The 18,836-nt window shown below is 62.7% G+C and carries 16 protein-coding genes and 1 tRNA gene; 11 read left to right on the top strand and 6 right to left on the bottom strand.

Features of this window, described 5'->3' with window-relative positions:
* Positions 1-7: 7 nt before the first annotated feature.
* Together AC1L6K_RS01235 and aroQ are read left to right on the top strand one after the other, a co-directional pair.
* Positions 8-1,345, top strand: coding sequence for an ABC transporter substrate-binding protein (locus AC1L6K_RS01235; protein WP_480950936.1), 1,338 nt, complete (start codon positions 8-10; stop codon positions 1,343-1,345).
* Positions 1,346-1,413: 68 nt separating this feature from the next.
* On the top strand, positions 1,414-1,872 hold the full coding sequence (gene aroQ, locus AC1L6K_RS01240) for a type II 3-dehydroquinate dehydratase (protein WP_480950937.1): 459 nt from the start codon (positions 1,414-1,416) through the stop codon (positions 1,870-1,872).
* 9 nt (positions 1,873-1,881) lie between these two features.
* Here the strand turns inward: aroQ and AC1L6K_RS01245 are convergent, their stop codons facing one another.
* The gene (locus tag AC1L6K_RS01245) at positions 1,882-3,102 is read right to left on the bottom strand and encodes a MarP family serine protease (RefSeq protein WP_480950938.1); all 1,221 of its coding nucleotides are present in this window, start codon (positions 3,100-3,102) and stop codon (positions 1,882-1,884) included.
* Positions 3,103-3,301: 199 nt separating this feature from the next.
* Between AC1L6K_RS01245 and AC1L6K_RS01250 the strand changes: the two genes are divergently transcribed.
* Positions 3,302-3,979 (top strand): Crp/Fnr family transcriptional regulator, encoded by a 678-nt coding sequence (locus AC1L6K_RS01250; RefSeq protein ID WP_038465875.1) that lies wholly within the window; start codon positions 3,302-3,304, stop codon positions 3,977-3,979.
* A 199-nt stretch (positions 3,980-4,178) separates the two neighbouring features.
* Here AC1L6K_RS01250 and AC1L6K_RS01255 read toward each other — a convergent pair whose 3' ends face one another.
* From AC1L6K_RS01255 to sp36, 3 genes are read right to left on the bottom strand one after another with little or no spacing between them, the layout of a single operon-like run.
* Positions 4,179-5,123, bottom strand: a complete 945-nt coding sequence (locus AC1L6K_RS01255; protein ID WP_480950939.1) for an NUDIX hydrolase — start codon at positions 5,121-5,123, stop codon at positions 4,179-4,181.
* A complete protein-coding gene (locus AC1L6K_RS01260) occupies positions 5,107-5,592 on the bottom strand; it encodes a RidA family protein (RefSeq protein WP_480950940.1) in 486 nt (161 codons plus the stop codon). Before AC1L6K_RS01260 ends, AC1L6K_RS01255 begins: the two co-directional genes overlap by 17 nt.
* 2 nt (positions 5,593-5,594) lie before the next feature.
* Complete coding sequence (sp36, locus tag AC1L6K_RS01265) at positions 5,595-5,750, bottom strand: Sp36 family protein (protein ID WP_480950941.1); 156 nt, start codon at positions 5,748-5,750, stop codon at positions 5,595-5,597.
* Between sp36 and AC1L6K_RS01270 the strand changes: the two genes are divergently transcribed.
* The 6 genes from AC1L6K_RS01270 (at position 5,749) to AC1L6K_RS01295 (ending at position 13,153) form a co-directional block, all read left to right on the top strand.
* Positions 5,749-8,013: a transglycosylase domain-containing protein gene (locus AC1L6K_RS01270; protein WP_480950942.1), complete on the top strand. Its 2,265-nt coding sequence runs from the start codon at positions 5,749-5,751 to the stop codon at positions 8,011-8,013. The genes sp36 and AC1L6K_RS01270 overlap by 2 nt on opposite strands.
* A gap of 12 nt (positions 8,014-8,025) precedes the next feature.
* Positions 8,026-8,976: a metallophosphoesterase gene (locus tag AC1L6K_RS01275; protein WP_480950943.1), complete on the top strand. Its 951-nt coding sequence runs from the start codon at positions 8,026-8,028 to the stop codon at positions 8,974-8,976.
* Positions 8,977-9,193: 217 nt separating this feature from the next.
* Positions 9,194-9,267, top strand: a tRNA-Pro gene (locus AC1L6K_RS01280).
* Positions 9,268-9,393: 126 nt separating this feature from the next.
* Entirely contained in the window at positions 9,394-9,756 is a 363-nt protein-coding gene (locus tag AC1L6K_RS01285; protein ID WP_480950944.1) for a zinc ribbon domain-containing protein YjdM, read from the top strand.
* 33 nt (positions 9,757-9,789) lie between these two features.
* Positions 9,790-11,790 carry a DUF6541 family protein gene (locus AC1L6K_RS01290; RefSeq protein ID WP_480950945.1) on the top strand — a complete coding sequence of 667 codons (2,001 nt, stop codon included), beginning with the start codon at positions 9,790-9,792 and terminating at the stop codon, positions 11,788-11,790.
* Between the two features lie 121 nt (positions 11,791-11,911).
* Positions 11,912-13,153, top strand: coding sequence for a helix-turn-helix domain-containing protein (locus AC1L6K_RS01295; protein WP_480950946.1), 1,242 nt, complete (start codon positions 11,912-11,914; stop codon positions 13,151-13,153).
* A 91-nt stretch (positions 13,154-13,244) separates the two neighbouring features.
* Here AC1L6K_RS01295 and AC1L6K_RS01300 read toward each other — a convergent pair whose 3' ends face one another.
* Together AC1L6K_RS01300 and purD are read right to left on the bottom strand one after the other, a co-directional pair.
* A complete protein-coding gene (locus AC1L6K_RS01300) occupies positions 13,245-14,177 on the bottom strand; it encodes a phosphoribosylaminoimidazolesuccinocarboxamide synthase (protein WP_480950947.1) in 933 nt (310 codons plus the stop codon).
* Between the two features lie 15 nt (positions 14,178-14,192).
* A complete protein-coding gene (gene purD / locus AC1L6K_RS01305) occupies positions 14,193-15,485 on the bottom strand; it encodes a phosphoribosylamine--glycine ligase (RefSeq protein ID WP_480950948.1) in 1,293 nt (430 codons plus the stop codon).
* Positions 15,486-15,981: 496 nt separating this feature from the next.
* Here purD and AC1L6K_RS01310 point away from each other — a divergent pair, with 496 nt between their 5' ends.
* Both AC1L6K_RS01310 and AC1L6K_RS01315 read left to right on the top strand, forming a co-directional pair.
* Entirely contained in the window at positions 15,982-18,162 is a 2,181-nt protein-coding gene (locus tag AC1L6K_RS01310; RefSeq protein ID WP_480950949.1) for an LPXTG cell wall anchor domain-containing protein, read from the top strand.
* A 138-nt stretch (positions 18,163-18,300) separates the two neighbouring features.
* The gene (locus tag AC1L6K_RS01315) at positions 18,301-18,813 is read left to right on the top strand and encodes a hypothetical protein (protein ID WP_480950950.1); all 513 of its coding nucleotides are present in this window, start codon (positions 18,301-18,303) and stop codon (positions 18,811-18,813) included.
* The last annotated feature ends 23 nt before the right edge of the window (positions 18,814-18,836 follow it).

Raw genomic sequence — 18,836 nt, forward strand, 5'->3', positions numbered from 1 at the left:
GTTCCCCATGAAGAAAACTCTTGGCGCCACCGCCGCCGCTGCCGCCATTGCCCTGACCCTCACGGCCTGCGGAGGTGGTTCCTCCGCAGCCCCGGATGGTGAAATCAGCTACTGGCTCTGGGATGCCAACCAGCTCCCGGCCTACCAGCAGTGTGCCAACGATTTTCACGCGGCCAATCCCGATCTGACAATCAAAATCACCCAGCGAGGTTGGGACGACTATTGGTCCACGCTCACCAACTCATTTGTCGCGGGCACGGCTCCTGACGTCTTTACGGACCACCTGACAAAGTTCCCGGATTTTGTGGCCAAAAAACAGCTGCTTCCACTCGACGACGCAGTAGCGGCAGGGAATATTGACACCGATCAGTACATTGACGGCCTCGCGGATCTTTGGGTCGGCCAAGACGACAAGCGTTACGGTCTGCCCAAGGACTGGGACACCGTGGCGCTGTTCTACAACGAAGCAATGGTCAAGGATGCCGGCTTCACTGCGGAACAAATGGCCGGTCTCGACTGGAACCCCCAGGACGGCGGGACGTATGAACAGGCAATCGCACACCTGACAGTCGACAAGAACGGAAAGCGGGGCGATGAGGCTGGTTTCGACAAGAACAAGGTGGAAGTTTATGGGCTGGGCTTGAACGCAAGTGGTTCCGCGCAGGGACAGACGGAATGGAGCTACCTGACGGGCACCACCGGGTGGACCCACACAGACAAGAATCCCTGGGGAACCCATTACAACTTCGACGACGCCAAGTTCCAGGAATCCATTGATTGGTGGGCGTCGCTGGTCGAAAAGGGATTCATGCCGAAGCTGGAAACGACAGTTGGCGCCGCCATGCCTGACACCTTCGGGGCAGGCAAGTCAGCCCTGAACGCCAACGGAGACTGGACGATCGGACAGTACACCGGCCTTGACGGCGTTGAGGTCGGCATTGCCCCGACACCGATCGGTGCAAACGGCACACGCGCCAGCATGTTCAACGGTTTGGCTGATTCCATCACAGCTGGAACCAAGAATCCCGAAGGCGCAACCAAGTGGGTTCAGTACCTGGCGTCCAGCGCCTGCCAGGACGTGGTCGCCGAAAAAGCAGTCGTGTTCCCGGCTATCAAAACTTCCTCGGAAATCGCGGAAAAGGCCTTCCTCGACGGAGGTGTTGACGTCAGCGCTTTCACCCAGCACATCAAGGACGACACCACCTTCTTGTTCCCGATCTCCGACAACGCCGCCAAGGTCGAGGCCATTATGGCGCCTGCCATGGACGCCGTCGTTTCCGGAAAGGCACCGGCCAGTTCCTTGACGGATGCCAACGAGCAGATCAACGAATTGTTCGTGAAATAACAGGCACAACGCCTCCGGCCCGCATGCGTTGCTGCGGGCCGGAGGCGTTCGTGGGGCATTATTAAGACATGACCTCTTCGACTGCACCGCACCGCGGCGACCTGCTGATCCTCAATGGCCCCAACCTGAACCTGCTGGGCACCCGCGAACCCGGGATTTACGGCTCAGCCACCCTGGCCGACGTCGAACAGCTCACCGAAGCGGCTGCCAAGGCCGCCGGGTTCACTGCCACCTGCCTGCAGTCCAACCACGAGGGCGCCCTGGTTGACGCCATCCATGCGGCGCGCGGCACTGCGGTGGGGATCATCATCAATGCCGGCGCCTACACGCACACCTCGGTGGCGCTCCGGGACGCCATCGCCGCCGTCGAACTTCCCACGGTGGAGGTGCACATCTCCAATGTCCACCAACGCGAAGAATTCCGCCACCACTCTTACCTTTCGGCTGTGTGCCAAACGGTCATTGTGGGTGCCGGGGTCCACGGCTACGAGCTGGCCGTAAGCGCACTGGACAATTCCCTGGTCTAAATGCGACGGTCAGCCCACCTTGCAGGAACCCGATTCCACCGCGCTGCTGAGCATGGGCGCCGCAGAGATGACGGGTCCGGCTTCCTCCATGGTCAGGGCAAAGCCGACGTTGTCGGTGGAGGTGGCTTTCGCGAAGACAACCCCAATGACGCGTCCGGCCTCGTCCAGCAGGGGCCCGCCAGAGTTGCCCGACTGCACGTTCCCTGCCAGCTGGTAGACATCCAGCGCCGATTTGGCACCCCCTGTGATGTCCGGGACCAGCATGGGCCCGGCGGACAGCACTGTTGCCGGCCGCACCTGCAAGGGGCCACCCAGGGGATAGCCGGCAAACGCGGCAGCGGTGTTCCCGGGGACGGTCGGCGCAGTAGGCAGCGGAGTCGCCGCCAAGGAATCGACGGCGAGAATGGCCAGGTCCTGGACCGGGTCGAAGTACACCACGCGGGCGGGCAGTGCACCCTGCTGCTGGGTCTGGACCACCGGCATGGACACGCCGGCAACGACGTGTGCGTTGGTCAAAACCCGGCCGGGTGAAACCACGAAACCGGTGCCTGTCTGGTTTTGGCCGCATTGGAACGCGGTGCCTGAAATCTTCATGACCGACTGTGCTGCACCATTCCAAGCGGCCGTGTTCGTGTCGGCGTTGGGTGCGGCAACTTCCACATTGGCGTCAGAGGGGTTCAGCAGTGCCGGCATGCCCTCTTCCAGCACCAGGGAACGGATCTGGGCGACGGCAGCCTTGACGGGGTCGGGGGTCCAGGAGTCGATCCGTGAAATGACCTGCGAACCGCTGAGCTGCTTGGAAACTGCCGGGATGCCCAGGTTCGAGACGCCAAAGGCCAGCATGGAGATGACAAGGGCGCCCACAACAACATTCAGCGCCCCGCCCAAGAGCCGGTTCACGGCACGGATGGGTTCAGACTTAACCCGCCGCCCCACTGCCCTGCCCAGGCGCATGCCCACGGCATGGCCAACGGCAATCAACAGGATCGTGGCACCAATGACCATGGCCGTCCGCCAGCCAGGGCTTGGGGCGAACTGGCTCACGAAGGGCACCGCGAAAAAGGCGGCCACCGCTCCGGCCACAAACCCGGCGAGCCCGCCCAGCCCCACCACCAGCCCGGCATTCAAGCCGTAGATCAGTTGCCACAAAAGCCAAATGATCAGCACCGCATCCAGCCACGAGAAACCAAACACCGTTGCGCACAGCCTCTCCCGGGCCAGGGCCCTCAACTCGATTCCCGGACACAGCCATGCCCGGCTCCACATGTTACCGGGGCAAGCCGTGTAATACCTGAACTTATAGGGCGCCAGACTGCCAATATGCTGACAACGAACGCGCGGAATGCCAAATTGGTCACAAAAGCGGAAAAGTTCTGAAACAATCAGTAACAGGTCATAACTGGTTAGCTACATACTGCAAGGAGTTTTCATGGACATCGAGGTACTACGCCGGGCACCACTATTTGCCACGCTCGACGACGAGGCATTCCGCCTTTTGACCGACGAGCTGGCCGAGGTGGACCTTTCCCGCGGCGCTTCAGTTTTCCGTGAGGGTGACCAGGGCGATCAGCTGTACTTCATCGTCTCCGGCAAGGTCAAGCTGGGGCGCACGTCGTCCGACGGCCGCGAATCACTGGTTGCCATCCTCGGCCCGGGCGAGCTGTTCGGTGAAATGGCGCTCTTTGACCCGGCGCCGCGCAGCACCACTGCCACGGCAGTTTCCGAAACCCGCCTGGCCGGGCTGAAGAACGAATCCCTCAACGCCTTGCTTCGCAACCGCCCCGAGGTGTCCATGCAGCTGCTGCAGGCGCTCGCCCGGCGCCTGCGCCGCACCAACGACAACCTGTCGGATCTGGTCTTCTCGGATGTCCCAGGCCGCGTGGCCAAGGCCATCCTGGACCTGGCCGACCGTTTCGGCCGCCCGGCAACCGACGGCATCCTCGTAGCCCACGAGCTCACGCAGGAAGAACTGGCCCAGCTGGTCGGCGCGTCCCGCGAGACAGTCAACAAGGCCCTGGCCGAGTTCGTCCAGCGCGGCTGGCTCCGCCTCGAGGCCCGCGCCGTCGTGATCCTGGACGTCAACCGGCTGCGCCAGCGTTCACGCTAGCAACCACTGGGGCGCAGGCCCCCGCTCCCCCATTTGCTGTCCCGATACATCGTGAGCACGATGTATCGGGAACCTGGCGGGTGTGGATACAGCCCAAAAAGGGCCCGGTCACCATTTGGTGGCCGGGCCCTTTTTCACGCTTTTGCCCGGGCGCGGGCCCAAAGCAAGCCGTCAGGCAGGCCGTGGAACCACGGGGCGGCTACCGTTCCCGGCAGGGACCGCCCTCTGAGACCGGAGCCGTCAGCACTTCAAGGCTGAAGTGTTCCTGCGCATCAGCCACGAGCTTGGGCTGGTATTCGTTGATGGGCCGTTTGTGGTTCAAATAGGCAATGCAGCCCTTGGCCGCGGCAATCTTTTCCAAAATGATCTCCACACCCGGCACAACCAGTTCGCCCAACGTCAGGCCGACGGTGGTTGGCTGCCCAATTTCATCACCCAGGGCAGTGCTGGCACGGTCGGCCAGAATGTCGGCGGCGCTGGCCCACCGGCCCCAGACGCCCTTGCTTGTCAGGCGCGCCGGTTCCTGGTTGATGGGCCTGGCTGCCGCAAAGTAGCGCGTATCAAAGCGCCTGTGCGCAAAATCCGGGCTCGTCCAATGGCTCAGCGGCTTGAGCAGGTCAGTGCGCAGGGCCAGCCCGTAACGTTCAAGCAGCGCGGCGAAGGTCGATTCCTGGGTGGCAATGGACTCGCGCGCCCGCATCCATTCGGTCCCGGAGATGTTTTCCACCAGCGAGGATGCGTCCGGTCCGGCGAGCAAAACGCCCGTCTCTTCAAAGAGTTCGCGGATGGCCGCCACGACGTGGCGCTTGGCCAGGCTGCTGTCGTTCGTGCCGAGGGCCTTGGCCCACGCCATGGGCGAGGGTCCCACCCAGTCGGTGACGTCGTCGTCCGCGGCTTCAACGGTGCCGCCCGGAAACGCGACAATGCCCAGCGGGGACCCGCCCGGCCGATATGTCAAAAACGTCTGCAAGCCGGTGGGGCTGTCCTTCAACAACACCACCGACGACGCCTGCCGGGGCTTGCTGGGTGTGCGTGCGCCAAACTCCACCCACGCCTGCGCGGCCTCCCGCTGGTCGTCGTTCAGCGGGAAACACCGCTTGCCCGCGGGCCGGAAGCCCGCGGGATCGCTACTGGAATTCGGCAATCAGCTCAACCTCAACAGGGGAATCCAAGGGCAAAACGGAAACCCCGACGGCGGAACGTGCGTGCACGCCGGCCTCACCAAATACTTCGCCCAGGAGCTCGGATGCGCCGTTGATGACGCCCGGCTGGCCGGTGAAGGACGGATCGGAGGCCACAAAGCCCACAACCTTGACGATGCGGGTGACGCGGTCGAGGTCACCAATGACGCTTTTAAGGGCTGCAATGGCGTTGATCGCGGAGGTTGCGGCCATGGACTTTGCGTCCTCAGCTGAAACCTCGGCCCCGACCTTCCCTGTACCTGTGAGTTTGCCTTCAATAAAAGGCAGCTGGCCCGAGGTGTAAACGTAGTTTCCTGTGATCACTGCCGGTACATAAGCAGCCACCGGCGGGGTCACGGGCGGCAGGCTTAAGCCCAGCTCGGCCAGGCGGGCTTCAATGCGTGGGGTTCCTTGAGTTGGCGCGGCGCTCATGGTTAGGCCTTCTCCCGTTTCAGGTAGGCAACGAGCCCTTTTCCGTCTGGCCCGGGAACCACCTGCACCAGCTCCCAACCGTCATCACCCCATTGGTCGAGGATCTGCTTCGTCGCGTGGATAATAAGTGGAATTGTGGAGTACTCCCATTTGCTCATGCTTCAAAGCGTAGCCCCTGACGCTAAACTGGGAAAATGGCTGCAAAAAAAACACCCCATTTTCGATACCGCCACAACCCTGGGCAAAATAGTCGCCTTCCTGGGCGTCAGCAGCATTTGTGGCGTCCTTGTGGCAGGTCTGATGGTCCCGGCAGTGGCCCTTGCCGGCGGCACGGCGTCGTCCTCCATCGACTTCTTTGACGACCTGCCGGATGAGATGTCCATCGGCGAACCTGCCCAGTCATCAAGGATGCTGGCCTCGGACGGCTCCGTGCTCGCCACCTTCTACGATCAGAACCGCACGGAAGTGCCGTTGGATAACATCTCCGACTATATGCAGGACGCGATCATCGCCGTTGAAGATGCGCGTTACTACGAACACGGCGGCATTGACGCCCGCGGACTGATGCGCGCCGCGACCTCGATGGCGAAGGGCGGAGCGCGCCAGGGCGCCTCAACCATCACCCAGCAGTATGTGAACAACGTCATTATCCAGACGTTTGCTGCCAACGGCGAGCTGGATAAAGTCAAGCAGGGCGCCGACAAGGGAGTGGGCGACAAGGTGCGCGAGATCAAGCTCGCCATCGCCGTTGACAAAAAATACTCCAAGGACGAGATCCTGCAGGGCTACTTGAACTGGGTGTTTTTTGCCAACAACAACTACGGCATCGAATCAGCCTCCAACTTTTACTTCGGCGCGCATGCCAACGACCTGAACCTGCCCCAGGCCGCACTGCTGGCGGGAGTGGTCAACAGGCCCAGCTACTACGACCCTGTTGCCAATCCGGAAAATGCCCTCTCGCGCCGGAACATGGTGCTGGACAACATGCTGGACCAGGGCAAGATCGACAAGAAGCAACATGCTGACGCAGTAGCCGCCGACATCGGTTTGAACATCCAGAGCAACCAATTGGGCTGCACCACAGCCGTCCGTGCCGAGTATTTCTGCGAGTATGTCTCAAATCTTTTCGTCAACGATCCTGCCTACGGCAAGACCAAGGAAGACCGCCAAAAACTGCTGCTCCAGGGCGGGCTGACAATCACCACCACGCTGGATGCGGGCCTGCAGGACGCAGCTCAGGCCCAGCTGGCGAACTTCACACCGATGGACAACAACCCCGACAAGGTCGGCCAGTCGCTGGTCACTGTCCAACCAGGCACCGGACAGATCCTGTCCATGGCCCAGAACACGAAGATGGCGGCGCCTGAAGGCCAGTGGCGGACTGATTACAACTTCAACGTTGACGGCGTCGACGCCAACGGCAACCCGCTTGGCGGTTCGGCAGGCTTCGATGTGGGTTCAACCATCAAGCCCTTCACCTTTGCCGAATGGCTCAACTCGGGGCACCGGATCAATGACACCGTGAACGCAGCGGTGCGCCGCTATCCGGCCTCCCATCAATGGACCAACTCGTGTGGCGTCACCGGCGGCATCTACGACTCTTCAAATCCAGAGGCCACAGCTGACCTGCAGAACGCCGGGGACACCAACTACAGGTCGGTAACGGCCCGGGAAGGCCTGTACAACTCCTTGAATACGGCCACCTTCGCCACCGCCGCCCAGCTGGACATGTGCAACATCCAAAAAATGATGACGGCTACCGGCATCCACCTGGGCAAGGACCCCAACCTTCCCTACAGCGTTGACTATGTCAGCAGCCTGCTTGGCAGCGGCGAGGTTGCACCCCTGACCATGGCCTCGTCATTTGCAACCTTCGCCTCCGGCGGAGTCCACTGCGACCCCATCGCGCTGGTCTCCATCACGAATGCGAAGGGCGACAAATTCCCGGTTCCGGGCGCCAACTGCAACCAAACTGTCAAACCTGAAGTGGCTGCCGGTGTGAACAGTGTCCTGCAGGAAGTCCTGGAGCGCGGTTCCGGCTACCAGGTTGGCCTGCAATACCCGGCGGCCGCCAAGACCGGTACAACCAATGATTCCCAGCACACCTGGACCATCGGTTACACCCGCGGACTGGCCACGGCATCATGGTTGGGCAGCCCGGAAGACAAGAACGAGTCCAACAACGGCAAGCTGATCGCCAACCAGCGCATCGACTACGTCGACGGCGCCACGTACGCCGGCAAGGCCTGGCAGGGATACATGAACCAGATTGCCGGGTTCTTTGATGTGGGCGGCTTTGACGCCCCGCCGGCCAGCATGGTCAACCCGCCTGTGGTGATCCCGCCCAAGCCGGCGGACAACAAAGACAACAACAAAGATAAAGAAAAAGACAACAACAAAGATAAAGACAAGAAAGACTAGAGCGCAGCTCTGATGACACGAACACGCACAGCCCCGTCCCGCCTCTCCTCGCTGAGTGCGGCGGCGGGGCTTGCCGTCGCTGCCGGTGCGGGCGCCGTGGCCTACGGCGCCTTGATTGAACGGCACTGGTTCGACCTCCGGGACGAGTCGCTGGCCATTCTCCCGCCCGGCTCGGAGCCGTTTACCGTGTTGCACCTGTCAGACATCCATTTATCCCCGGGCCAACACAAAAAGACCCGTTGGCTGCGGGGGCTGGCAGCACTAAAGCCGGATCTTGTGGTCAACACCGGCGACAACCTCAGCCATCCAAAGGCCATTGCCCCGCTGCTGGACGCTTTGGGCCCGCTCATGGCCTTTCCCGGCGTCTTTGTACCAGGTTCCAACGATTACTTCGCGCCCAGTTTCAAGAACCCCTTCTCCTACTTTTCGGGTCCGTCCAAGCTTGCCTCCGGAGGCAGGCACCATCCCATTCCGCTGGACACCGACGCACTCCATACGGGTTTCGGCCTGGGGGGCTGGGTCAATCTGACCAACCGTGCCCAATCGCTCCCGATGAAGGGCATCCGCTTTGATTTCAGCGGCGTTGACGACCCGCACCTGAACCGGGAACGCTACGCCGGCTGGCCGCGGGGTGCCGCCGGCCAAGACAGCGCCCCGCATGTGAAGATCGCCGTCGCGCATGCCCCCTACCAGCGCGTCCTTGACCATTTCACCGGCGACGGCGCGGACCTGATCCTCGCCGGGCACACCCACGGCGGCCAGGTCTGCCTGCCCGGCTACGGTGCACTTGTCAGCAATTGCGACCTGCCCACCTGGCGCGCCAAGGGCCTGCATGACTGGGATGCCAAGGGACGCACGACGCCGGTCAACGTCTCAGCCGGCATCGGCACCGCACGCACTGCCCCGTTCCGCTTCGCCTGCCGGCCTGAAGCTGTGGTGTTGACGTTGACTGCCCGGAGCTAGCTGGCTGGCCGAAACTGAGGCTGTCGGCCCCCAGGGGCGGCAGACCAGACGGCAGGGTTTGGCGCCCGGACACTCCTTGCGTTCGCGGCTCAAAAGCGTCGGAAGTGGACCGGGGACTGGTCGGCCAAAGTCCACGATTTCGTGATCACGGCCCCCGTCCGCTATTCTTTAGAGGTTGCTTTTCCAGACCTTCACTGGTCGAGGGAGAGTGGCGGATCGGGGTGTGGCGCAGCTTGGTAGCGCGCGTCGTTCGGGACGACGAGGCCGCAGGTTCAAATCCTGTCACCCCGACAATTAAAAGAGCAGCGGCATCCACTGGATGTCGCTGCTTTTTTCATCCCGCCACAACGGTGGCACGGCTCCCCCAGCACCCCGCTTTTGGGTTTCCCGACGGGCGATTCGGCTAGGATGGGGCGCATGAGCAATACACTTTCCCCGTGCCCCGTCTGCGCCTGTGAGTACACCTACGAGATGGGTGAACTCTTGGTCTGCCCTGAATGCGCGCACGAATGGTCGCCCGCTGAATCTGCCGCTGAAGCGGCCGATGCTGCGGAGCAGGAGCTTGTTGTGAAGGATGCCGTGGGCAATATCCTGGCCGACGGCGACACCGTCAGCATTGTGAAGACGATGAAGATCAAGGGCAGTCCCCAGGATCTCAAGATTGGCACCAAGGTTCGCAACATCCGTCTCGTTGAGCCTGTCAACGGACACGACATTGACGCCAAGGTCGACGGCTTTGGTTCAATGAAGCTCAAGTCCAGTGTGGTCAAAAAGGTCTGATCCGGCCCAACTATCTAAGACAGGGATGTTTGGGTGAGTTCATGGTTTGAAGCGCTGCCGGCGTTCGCTGCGGCGTTGCTGATACTTGCCGTGCCCGGCGCAGCCGTACTGGCGGCGCTGCGGGTGCGCGGGTTGATGGCCTTTTGCCTGGCCCCTGCAGTGTCGGTCTCGATCGTGGCCGTCAGTGCCGTGGTTGCGCCGCTGATTCATTTGCCCTGGCACATTCCCGTGGTGCTCCTTGGCACCGCCATTGCCACTGCGGCAGCCTGGGCGGCGCGGCGCTTCATCCCTGCACTGGCGGCGGGATCGCCCACGGCCGGCCAAAAAGCCGGCACAGGCGTTGGTCCGGCCGCCATCGGCGTTTTCCTGGCCCTGGCAATGACGACGGCGTTGCTCACCATGGTTGCCGTCAACCCAGAACAGTTCACCCAGGGTTACGACTCGGTGTTCCATCTGAACGCCACCGCATTTGCCGTGGAAGAATCAAACGCTTCATCCTTCGCCATCTCCGGATTCATCCTGCCCACTGTCAAGGCAGTCTTCTACCCGGGCGCATGGCATGGGCTGGCCAGCCTGTTGGCCGTTGTCACCGGCATCAGCATCCCCGCTGCCACGAACATCATGTGGCTTGCCGTGGCCGGCACGGTGTGGCCGCTCAGCTGCGTGTTCCTGACCCGTGTGCTCTTTGGCGACAGGCGCCTGTTGCTCGTCTGTGCAGGGGTCCTGGCCGCAGCGTTCCCGGCCTTTCCGTGGCTCCTGCTGCAGTACGGTTCCGCCTACCCCAACGCGCTGTCCAACGCCCTTGTGCCGGTGGGGATCGGATTGGTGCTGCTGATTCTGCGCCCAGCCGCCCACACCGGACTGGAACCGGCCCAAGCCCTGACGCTCGTGGTGCTTTTCCTGCCGGGGGCCGTCACCGCACAGCCCAACGGCGTATTCAGCATCCTGCTGGTGCTGACACCGCTGCTCGGCTACTTGCTGTACGCGTGGCTGCGTACCGGGTTCCGCCGCAGCCGCCGCCACGGCTGGAACCGCGTCGTCCTGCTGGCGCTCCTGACGGCAGCCGTCTCGGCCGCTTTGTTCGCCCTTCCACAAATCCGGAGCTTGTTTACTTACACCAGTCCGGCGTTCCTGCCCTTCCCGTTGGCACTGATCCTTAATTTCACCCACGCACCCGCACCCGTCTGGTTCCCGGCAGTGGCCCTGACGGCCCTCGTCGTCATGGGTGTGCGTGCGGGTTTCCGGCTCCCGGCCCTTCGCTGGCTGCCGGCAGCCCTGATCCTGATGGCCTTCACCTATCCCTTTGCGGCGGGCACCAACTTTGCGCTGGCCAACATCGCCATGGCCCCGTGGTGGGACAACCCCGAACGCATTGCCGCCTTGATGCCGCTGCTGGCAGTGCCGCTGGCGGCCCTTGGACTGGTGCGATTCCTTGACTGGCTCGGCAACAAGTTCCCCACAGCCTTTTTCGGCCCGGTACTGTCGCGGCGCAAAGGCAAGATGGCAACGGCGGCGGGGCTCGCCGTCGTGCTTGCCTTCTCAAACCCGGGCCTGTGGCAGATGAAGGACCAGGTGGGCATCATGTACAACGTGCCCGAGAAACCCGACGGACTGGCGCAGGTTGACGCCCAGGAGCTGGCATTGATCCACCGGCTGGGAAATTACACCACCGAAGACGACGTGATCGCCAACAATCCGTACAACGGCTCCGCCCTGGCCATGGCGTTGGCGGGACGGACAATGCTGTTCCCGTACAGCTCGCAGGGCGACCTGAGCCCGGACCTGTATATGCTCCGTTTTTGGCTCAACCGCGTCGGCAGCGACCAGGAGGTGTGCGAGGCGGCAAAGCGGCAGGGCGTGACGCACCTGCTCGACTTTGGCACCGATTACATTCCGGCCTTCAACGACCCGCGATCGCTTTATCCGGGCGTCACGCTGGCGCCCGATTCGGATGCCTTCACACTTGTCGCCAGTGAGGGCCATGCCAAGCTGTACAAACTCACGGTGTGCGGCGGAGTTCCTGTCCGGGAATGACCTGAAAAAAATTAGACGGGCTGTCTTTGACAACTTCTGTTAGATTTTATGCAGGGGCGTGTTTTATCGGTGCCCGGTGTTTGGTCATAAGTTCGGGGACAGGCAAACGAGGAGCGGCACAGTGGGCAGCAGTTTTGGTGAACGGCTCAAACATGAGCGATTGTCCCGGAACCTGTCCCAGGGCGAACTCGGCGGTGTGCTGTATTCGGCCAGCTACATTTCAATGCTTGAAAACGCCCGCCGCGAACCCACCGCTGACATCATCCGGCAGCTGTCCCGGCAACTCCAGCTGGCCCCGTCCTCGATTGCCGAATGGGCGCAGACCGCCTCCCCCGAAGAAACCGAATATTTGCGGCTTTCCCTGTGTGCACGCCAGGGTTGGGACACCCGCGACTATGCCGGGGCCGCCAACTATGCCCGAACAGCCGCAGATCTTGCCCGCGCCAGCAAAGATCTGGTGACGTGGTGGGACATGACTTTCCTGGCCGCCAATTCGCTGTTGCGCCACGGCGAAAACAAGGCCGCCTCGGAGGTCCTGCGGTTGCTGCTGGAGCACCCACTTACCGCCGAAAGCGATGCCCTGTCCCTGCGTGCCCATCAGGTCATGGCGGCCGCAATGCTCGCCCAAGGCTCCCTGCAGGAGGCCATCAACCACGCAACCCAGGCAGTTGAAATTGGTTCCGGCGACAGCGACGAAGAGTTTGGCGCCTACCTGATGGCTTTGCAGACCCTCGTTGGCGCCCTGGCCGAGGCCGGACGCCTGGACGAAGCATGGACGCACACACAGGCCCTGGCCGAGGCCGTCACCGACGAAACGCCTCCGCAGATGGCCGGGGAAATTCACTGGGTCATTGGCAATGTCGCGTTTATTCGCCAAGACATTCCCGCGGGGCTTGAACACCACGGGAAGGCCGGTCGGCTGCTCTCCCCGTCGGAGGATCTTTCGCGCTGGGCCCAATTCAACAAGGCAACGGCCTGGGTGCGGCTCATGGCGGGAGTGGTGGAGCCCGACACCCTGCAGGCCATTGAACGCAGCGAGCTGGCGCACTCGGTGGTCGGTGCCACGACGGCTGAAACCTTGGAAGTGTCGTTGTTGCGTGCCCGCTGGAACTATCTCATCGGGGATCTTCCGGTGGCGCTGGAGCTGCTGGGCAACATTGAGGCGCAGAAGGCTGAACTCCCTCCACACATTGCCGGGGACACGGCATTACTGCTGGGCAGCGCCCTGCAGGCCTCGGACCGCCTGAAAGAGGCGTTTGACTCGTACCGGCAGGCACAGAAACGGTTCGTGCAGGCCGGTGCCCTGGACCGCGCCGCCGTTGCCGGGGACCACATGGCTGGCATCGACGCGCACGGCGCCTGAAACACCCAGTAATTAAACGCGGGGGCCGTTGTGCTCTTTCGCCCGTGGCCGGCCACGGGCGAAAGAGCACAACGGCCCCCAGCAACAGCTTTTAGACGAACGTGGCGCCCGTCAGCCGCTCAAATGCCTCAACATAGCGGGCACGGGTGCGCTCCACGACGTCCGCCGGAAGTGCAGGCGGTGGCGTGTCGGAGGCCTTGTCCCAGCCCGAGTCCGGGCTGGCCAGCCAGTCGCGCACGTACTGCTTGTCAAAGCTGGGCTGCGCCTTCCCCGGGGCCCACAGCTCCGCATCCCAGAAACGCGACGAATCCGGGGTCAGCACCTCGTCGCCAAGGGTGATGATGCCCGTGGCGGGATCGGTGCCGAACTCCACCTTCGTGTCGGCCAGGATGATGCCGCGCCCGCGGGCGATTTCCTCGGCGCGGGAGTAAATCTCCAACGTCAGCTTGCGCAGGGCTTCGGCCGGGGCTGCCCCGACGGTGTCCACCATGGCTTCGAAGGTGATGTTTTCATCGTGCTCGCCCAACTCGGCCTTGGCCGACGGCGTGAAGATGGCGTCCGCCAACCGGGATCCGTCGCTTAATCCGGCCGGCAGAGGCAGCCCGCAAACAGTTTGTGAGGCACGGTATTCAATCAGTCCGGAACCGGTGAGGTAACCGCGGGAAATGCACTCAATGGGGAACATTTCTAGCTTCTTGCACACCATGGCACGGCCGGCCACCTCGGCAGGCACACCGTCCTCCACGGTGGTTGCCACCAGGTGGTTTGGCACGTTGAGCTGCTCAAACCACCACAGGCTCAGTCCTGTCAGGATGCGTCCCTTGTCGGGGATCTCCGTGGCCAGGATGTGGTCGAAGGCGCTGATGCGGTCGCTGGCAACAACCAGCACCACATCCTCGCGGCCCGCGAACGGGCCTGAATCTGCTGCACTCACGGCGCTGGGAACGTACAGGTCGCGAACCTTGCCCGAGTAAATGTGCGTCCAGCCCGAAAGGGACGGGGCTGCGGGGATTGCTGAATTCATGATGCGGCCTTGTCCTTATGCCTGTGCGGCGGTGTCCGCCACGGTGATTTCGCCGCGGGCAGCCTTCGCCGCAATGTCCTTGCGGAATTGGCCGCCCTCGAGTGAGATTTGTTCGATGCCGGCGTAAGCCCGCTCGCGTGCGTCTTCCAGGTCAAGGCCCAGTCCGACGACGGCGAGCACCCGCCCGCCGGCGCTGACAGTGTTTCCGTCGGCACCGGTGGCGGTTCCCGCATGCAGGACCTGCACGCCGTCTAGCCTGCCTGCCTTCTTCAGCCCGCGAATCTTGTCGCCGGTGCGCGGTGCCTCGGGGTAATTTTCGCTGGCAAGCACGACGGCGACGGCTGTCTCGGGTGCCCAGCGCAGCTCATCGATGTCGTCAAGTTGGCCCTTGGCTGCCGCCATGAGGACGCCGCCGAGAGGGGTCTTCAAGCGGGCCAGGACGGCCTGGGTCTCCGGGTCGCCGAAGCGGGCGTTGAATTCAATGACGCGGGTGCCGCGGCTCGTCAGGGCCAGGCCGCAATACAGGACGCCGGTAAAAGGGGTGCCGCGGTGCGCCATGGCGTCAATGGTCGGCTGCGCGACGCGGTCGATGACTTCCTGGACCAGGCCGGCGGGAGCCCATTCGAGCGGCGAGTACGCGCCCATGCCACCGGTGTTGGGGCCTTCGTCGCCGTCGAAAATGCGCTTGAAGTCCTGGGCCGGAGCCAAGGGAACAACGTTGCGGCCGTCGGCAAGAACGAAGAGGGAAACCTCGGGGCCGTCGAGGAATTCCTCAATAACGACAGTGCCACCCACATCGAAGCAGGACTGGGCGTGGGCCAGGGCTTCGGCGCGGTCGTTTGTGACAACGACGCCCTTGCCTGCTGCCAGTCCGTCGTCCTTGACGACGTACGGAGCACCAAAGGTGTCGAGCGCGTCGGCGGCTTCGGCGGCGTTGACTGCCACCTTGGCCATGGCCGTGGGAACCTGCGCCTCAGCCATCACAGCCTTGGCGAACGCCTTTGACGCTTCAAGCTGCGCGGCTTCCTTGCTGGGGCCAAACACCGCAATGCCGGCCGCACGCACTGCGTCGGCCACCCCTGCGGCGAGCGGGGCCTCTGGCCCGACAACCACCAGGTCGGACTCCAGCTTCAGTGCCAGCGCTGCAACGGCGGCGGGGTCGCTGGCGTTGAGCTGATGCGTTGGCACAATGGCGGCGATCCCGGCATTGCCTGGGGCTGCGTGGACCTCGCTGACGTTGGGGTCGCTGAGCAACGAGCGGACAATGGCATGTTCGCGGCCTCCGGGGCCAATGACTAAAACCTTCACGTTCCTAGGGTACTTGGCTTCGGCGCCGCGGCCGCAAGATGACGTCCCACCCACCAACGCTACATCCCTACCCCAGGCACGACGGCGATTGGCAGCTTCGCGGAGGAGACGGCCTGCTGCGGGTGGAGGTGTTCACCTTGGATTTACCTGCATGCCATCTGGGTGCATGCTGGGCGACACGTTCCGTAAATAGGCTGGGCTCGAAACTCACCTGGCTCCGCAGCGTCCCCGGCTCACCTAAGAATTGAAAAAGGGATGCATAAATGTTGAACAACGTCAATGGGGAGTCCTGACATCCGTGTGGTTTAGGGGCTGCAGTGCCAAACGTGACGCAGGATTCAAATAAATCTTGCAACAACTTATTCCACTTGATAGCTTTACTGTCGGATAACTTATTTCTACACCCGTACCAGATACGGCACGTTACCGCCCACATCAGGCTCGACGTCTCGATTCCATCACGGAACACCTTTCATCCTTCAGGGGGATTAACTACATGCAAGCATCCAAACGCGCCTTTTTTAAGCGCGGAGGTGCGGCCTGCGCCGCAGCTGCGGTTCTGATCGGCAGCACCATGACTGCCGGCGCAGCCCAGGCAGCACCTTCGACCGCACTGGCACCCGTCTCGATTACAGCAGAAGTTCAGCTCCCGGCTGCGACTGATGTTGAATCTCTGTTCGATGCCTACGTGGCGGAATATGGCGTCCAGAAGCTTGAGGCGGTCACGGTTGACGCCGCGGGCAACTTCACGATCCGCACGGGCGAGCCGGCTAGTGCCGCCCCCGCCACTGCCGCTCCCGCGACCACCAGCGCCAAGGGCCCTGCCGTTGCCACGGTTCCCGTCAAGCCCAAGCTGACGGACGACGAGTTCAAGGCCGCCGTCGGCGTCGATGTCACGATTGACCGTGAAAACGTCAAAGGCCCCGCAGAGTCATTCGCCACTGACGTCACCAACGGCCAGGGCTACATGTTCGCTGTCCCCGAAGGCACGGGCACCTGCTCGATCGGCTGGAATGGCTTTAACAAGGCTGGCGAGCCTGCCGTCATCACAGCCGGCCACTGCGCCGCCGACGGCGCCGCAACCACAACCGAGTTGACTGACTCAACCACCGAAGCAGCAGTGGGCGGCCCCGGCTTCGAACCCACTGAACCTCTGGGAACCTTTGGCTTCTCGCAGTTTGGCGGTCAGGGCAACTCCCCCGTAACAAACCCGAACTCCCCCAATCCGGGAAACATCGGCACCGACGTTGCTGTCATTGACGGCATCAACCCCGATCTGAACCAGCTGGCCAAGGTCACCGACTGGACCACTCCCGCCGACCCCAAGGCCTCGGGCCCGAAGGTGACAGGCGTCTCTAACGCCATCGCCGGCGCCAATATTTGCAAGTCGGGCCGCACCACTGGCTGGACCTGTGGAACTGTCGAAGAAGCCACAGCAATCTTCCTCGTTGGCGGCACCAACATCGAAACCGACCCGAACGACGTGCGCGCAGTCCGCGGCTTCTCCTCTTCGAACCTCGATTCCGCACCGGGTGACTCCGGTGGAGCCATCATTTCCGGTACGACGGCAGTTGGCATGATCAGCGCCGGTGGTTCAGGACGTGTTTACGGCGTCTCCCTCACCGACGCGTTGGCACACACTGACGGCTACACGGTGAAGATCGCATTGAACGCCCCCAAGGTGACCACCACCACTCCGGTGTTCCGTTCCAGCGATGTCACCGGCACCGTTGCAGGCGCACCCGCCGGCACCACCGTCACCGTCACCATCGACGGCAAGACCACCACAACCACCGTTGACGCGGACGGCAACTGGACGGTGAAGGCACCGAACAAGTTCGGCACCTTCGAGGTCACCGCCCAGGCCAAGAGCGGCTTCAACACCTCTGCAACCTCAAAGGGCTCCATCGAGGTCATCAAGCAGACCTTGGACGCACCTGTGTTCGCCTCACCCGCACAGGACGGCACTGAAGCCGCTCCCGTCACAGTCATCAAGGGTTCCGGCAAGGCCGGCGCAACCGTTACGCTGACAGGCGACGTTGAAGGCACAGTCGTTGTTGGCGAGGACCGCATCTGGTCCTTCAAGGTGACCCCCGGCCTGGAAGTTGGCGCGTACAGCGTCACGGCCAAGCAGACGCTGACGGACTGGAACGACTCTAAGACGGCCACAAACAAGTTCACAGTGGTTCCGGCAGCTCCTGCCATCACCTCACCCACCAACGGCCAGGAGTTCGCTTCCGACCAGGGTCCCGATACAATCTCGGGCACCAACGTTGAAGGCGCAACTGTGGCAGTGGACGTCAATGGCGTCAAGCTTGACGCTGTAGTTGTTGGCGGCACGTGGAGCGTTTCATTGGGCGCCAAGCTGGCGACCGGCGAATACGAAGTCACCGCAGTGCAGACTGTCAACGGCATCGAGTCACCGGCAGGCACGTTCACATTCACGGTGCTGGCTGCCCCCGCACCGGCCCCCACAACGGCACCGGCACCTGCTCCCACCACGGAGCCGGCCCCCACCACCGAGCCGTCACCGGTAGCAACACCGGCACCGTCTGACGACGAACTGGCCAACACCGGCGCGTCCAGCACGGTCATGCTGCTCGGTGCAGCAGGTGGCGTGCTCTTGATTGGTGGCATTGCATTCTTGCTCTTCCGCCGCCGCAACTCAGTGAACTAACAGCTGAAAGCAGTAAACTCTGACAAGAGTGCAGTAACAACATAAGGAGTGGGTCCCGTTCAATGCGAATGGGGCCCACTGCTTTATACAGGCCACACCATCTCAGCTAGCACGGGAGGCACAATGACCAGTAGGAAAATGGCAGCAGTCGTACTTGCAGCCACAATGACAGGAACCCTCGGCATGAGTGCATGCGCCCCGCAGGACGGTCCCAAAACAGCCCCGTCCGCCCAATCCACCAGCGCCGACGAAGCCAGCGCGCTGCTGATGCTCAACGACTCCTTGCGCACCAAGCTTGGCGACGCGTACGCCGATTCCTGGATCGAGGACAACCAGCTGCACGTGGCTGTCACCACTGACGCGGCCGCGGCCATCGTGGCCGAGGCCGGCGCCGTCGCAACACTTGTCACCATTGACGCCGCACAACTTGAAGCCGCACTGCAGGCAGTGTCGGCATGGCAGGCGAACCTCCCCGACGGGCAGGGTGCCGCGATCCACAAGATCGTCCCCGACGGCCGCAGTGGAACCATGACCATCTATGTCGCGCCCGACAAGCTCGACGCCATCGCCAAGGCCGCCGACACCGACAAGCCTGCCGGCGACGTTCCCCTGGTCATCAAGGAATCCACCGGCCTTGCCACAGCGTTGTAACAGTTTGCGCTGTTGCACTCGAT

Source organism: Specibacter sp. BI4 (genome assembly GCF_056680095.1).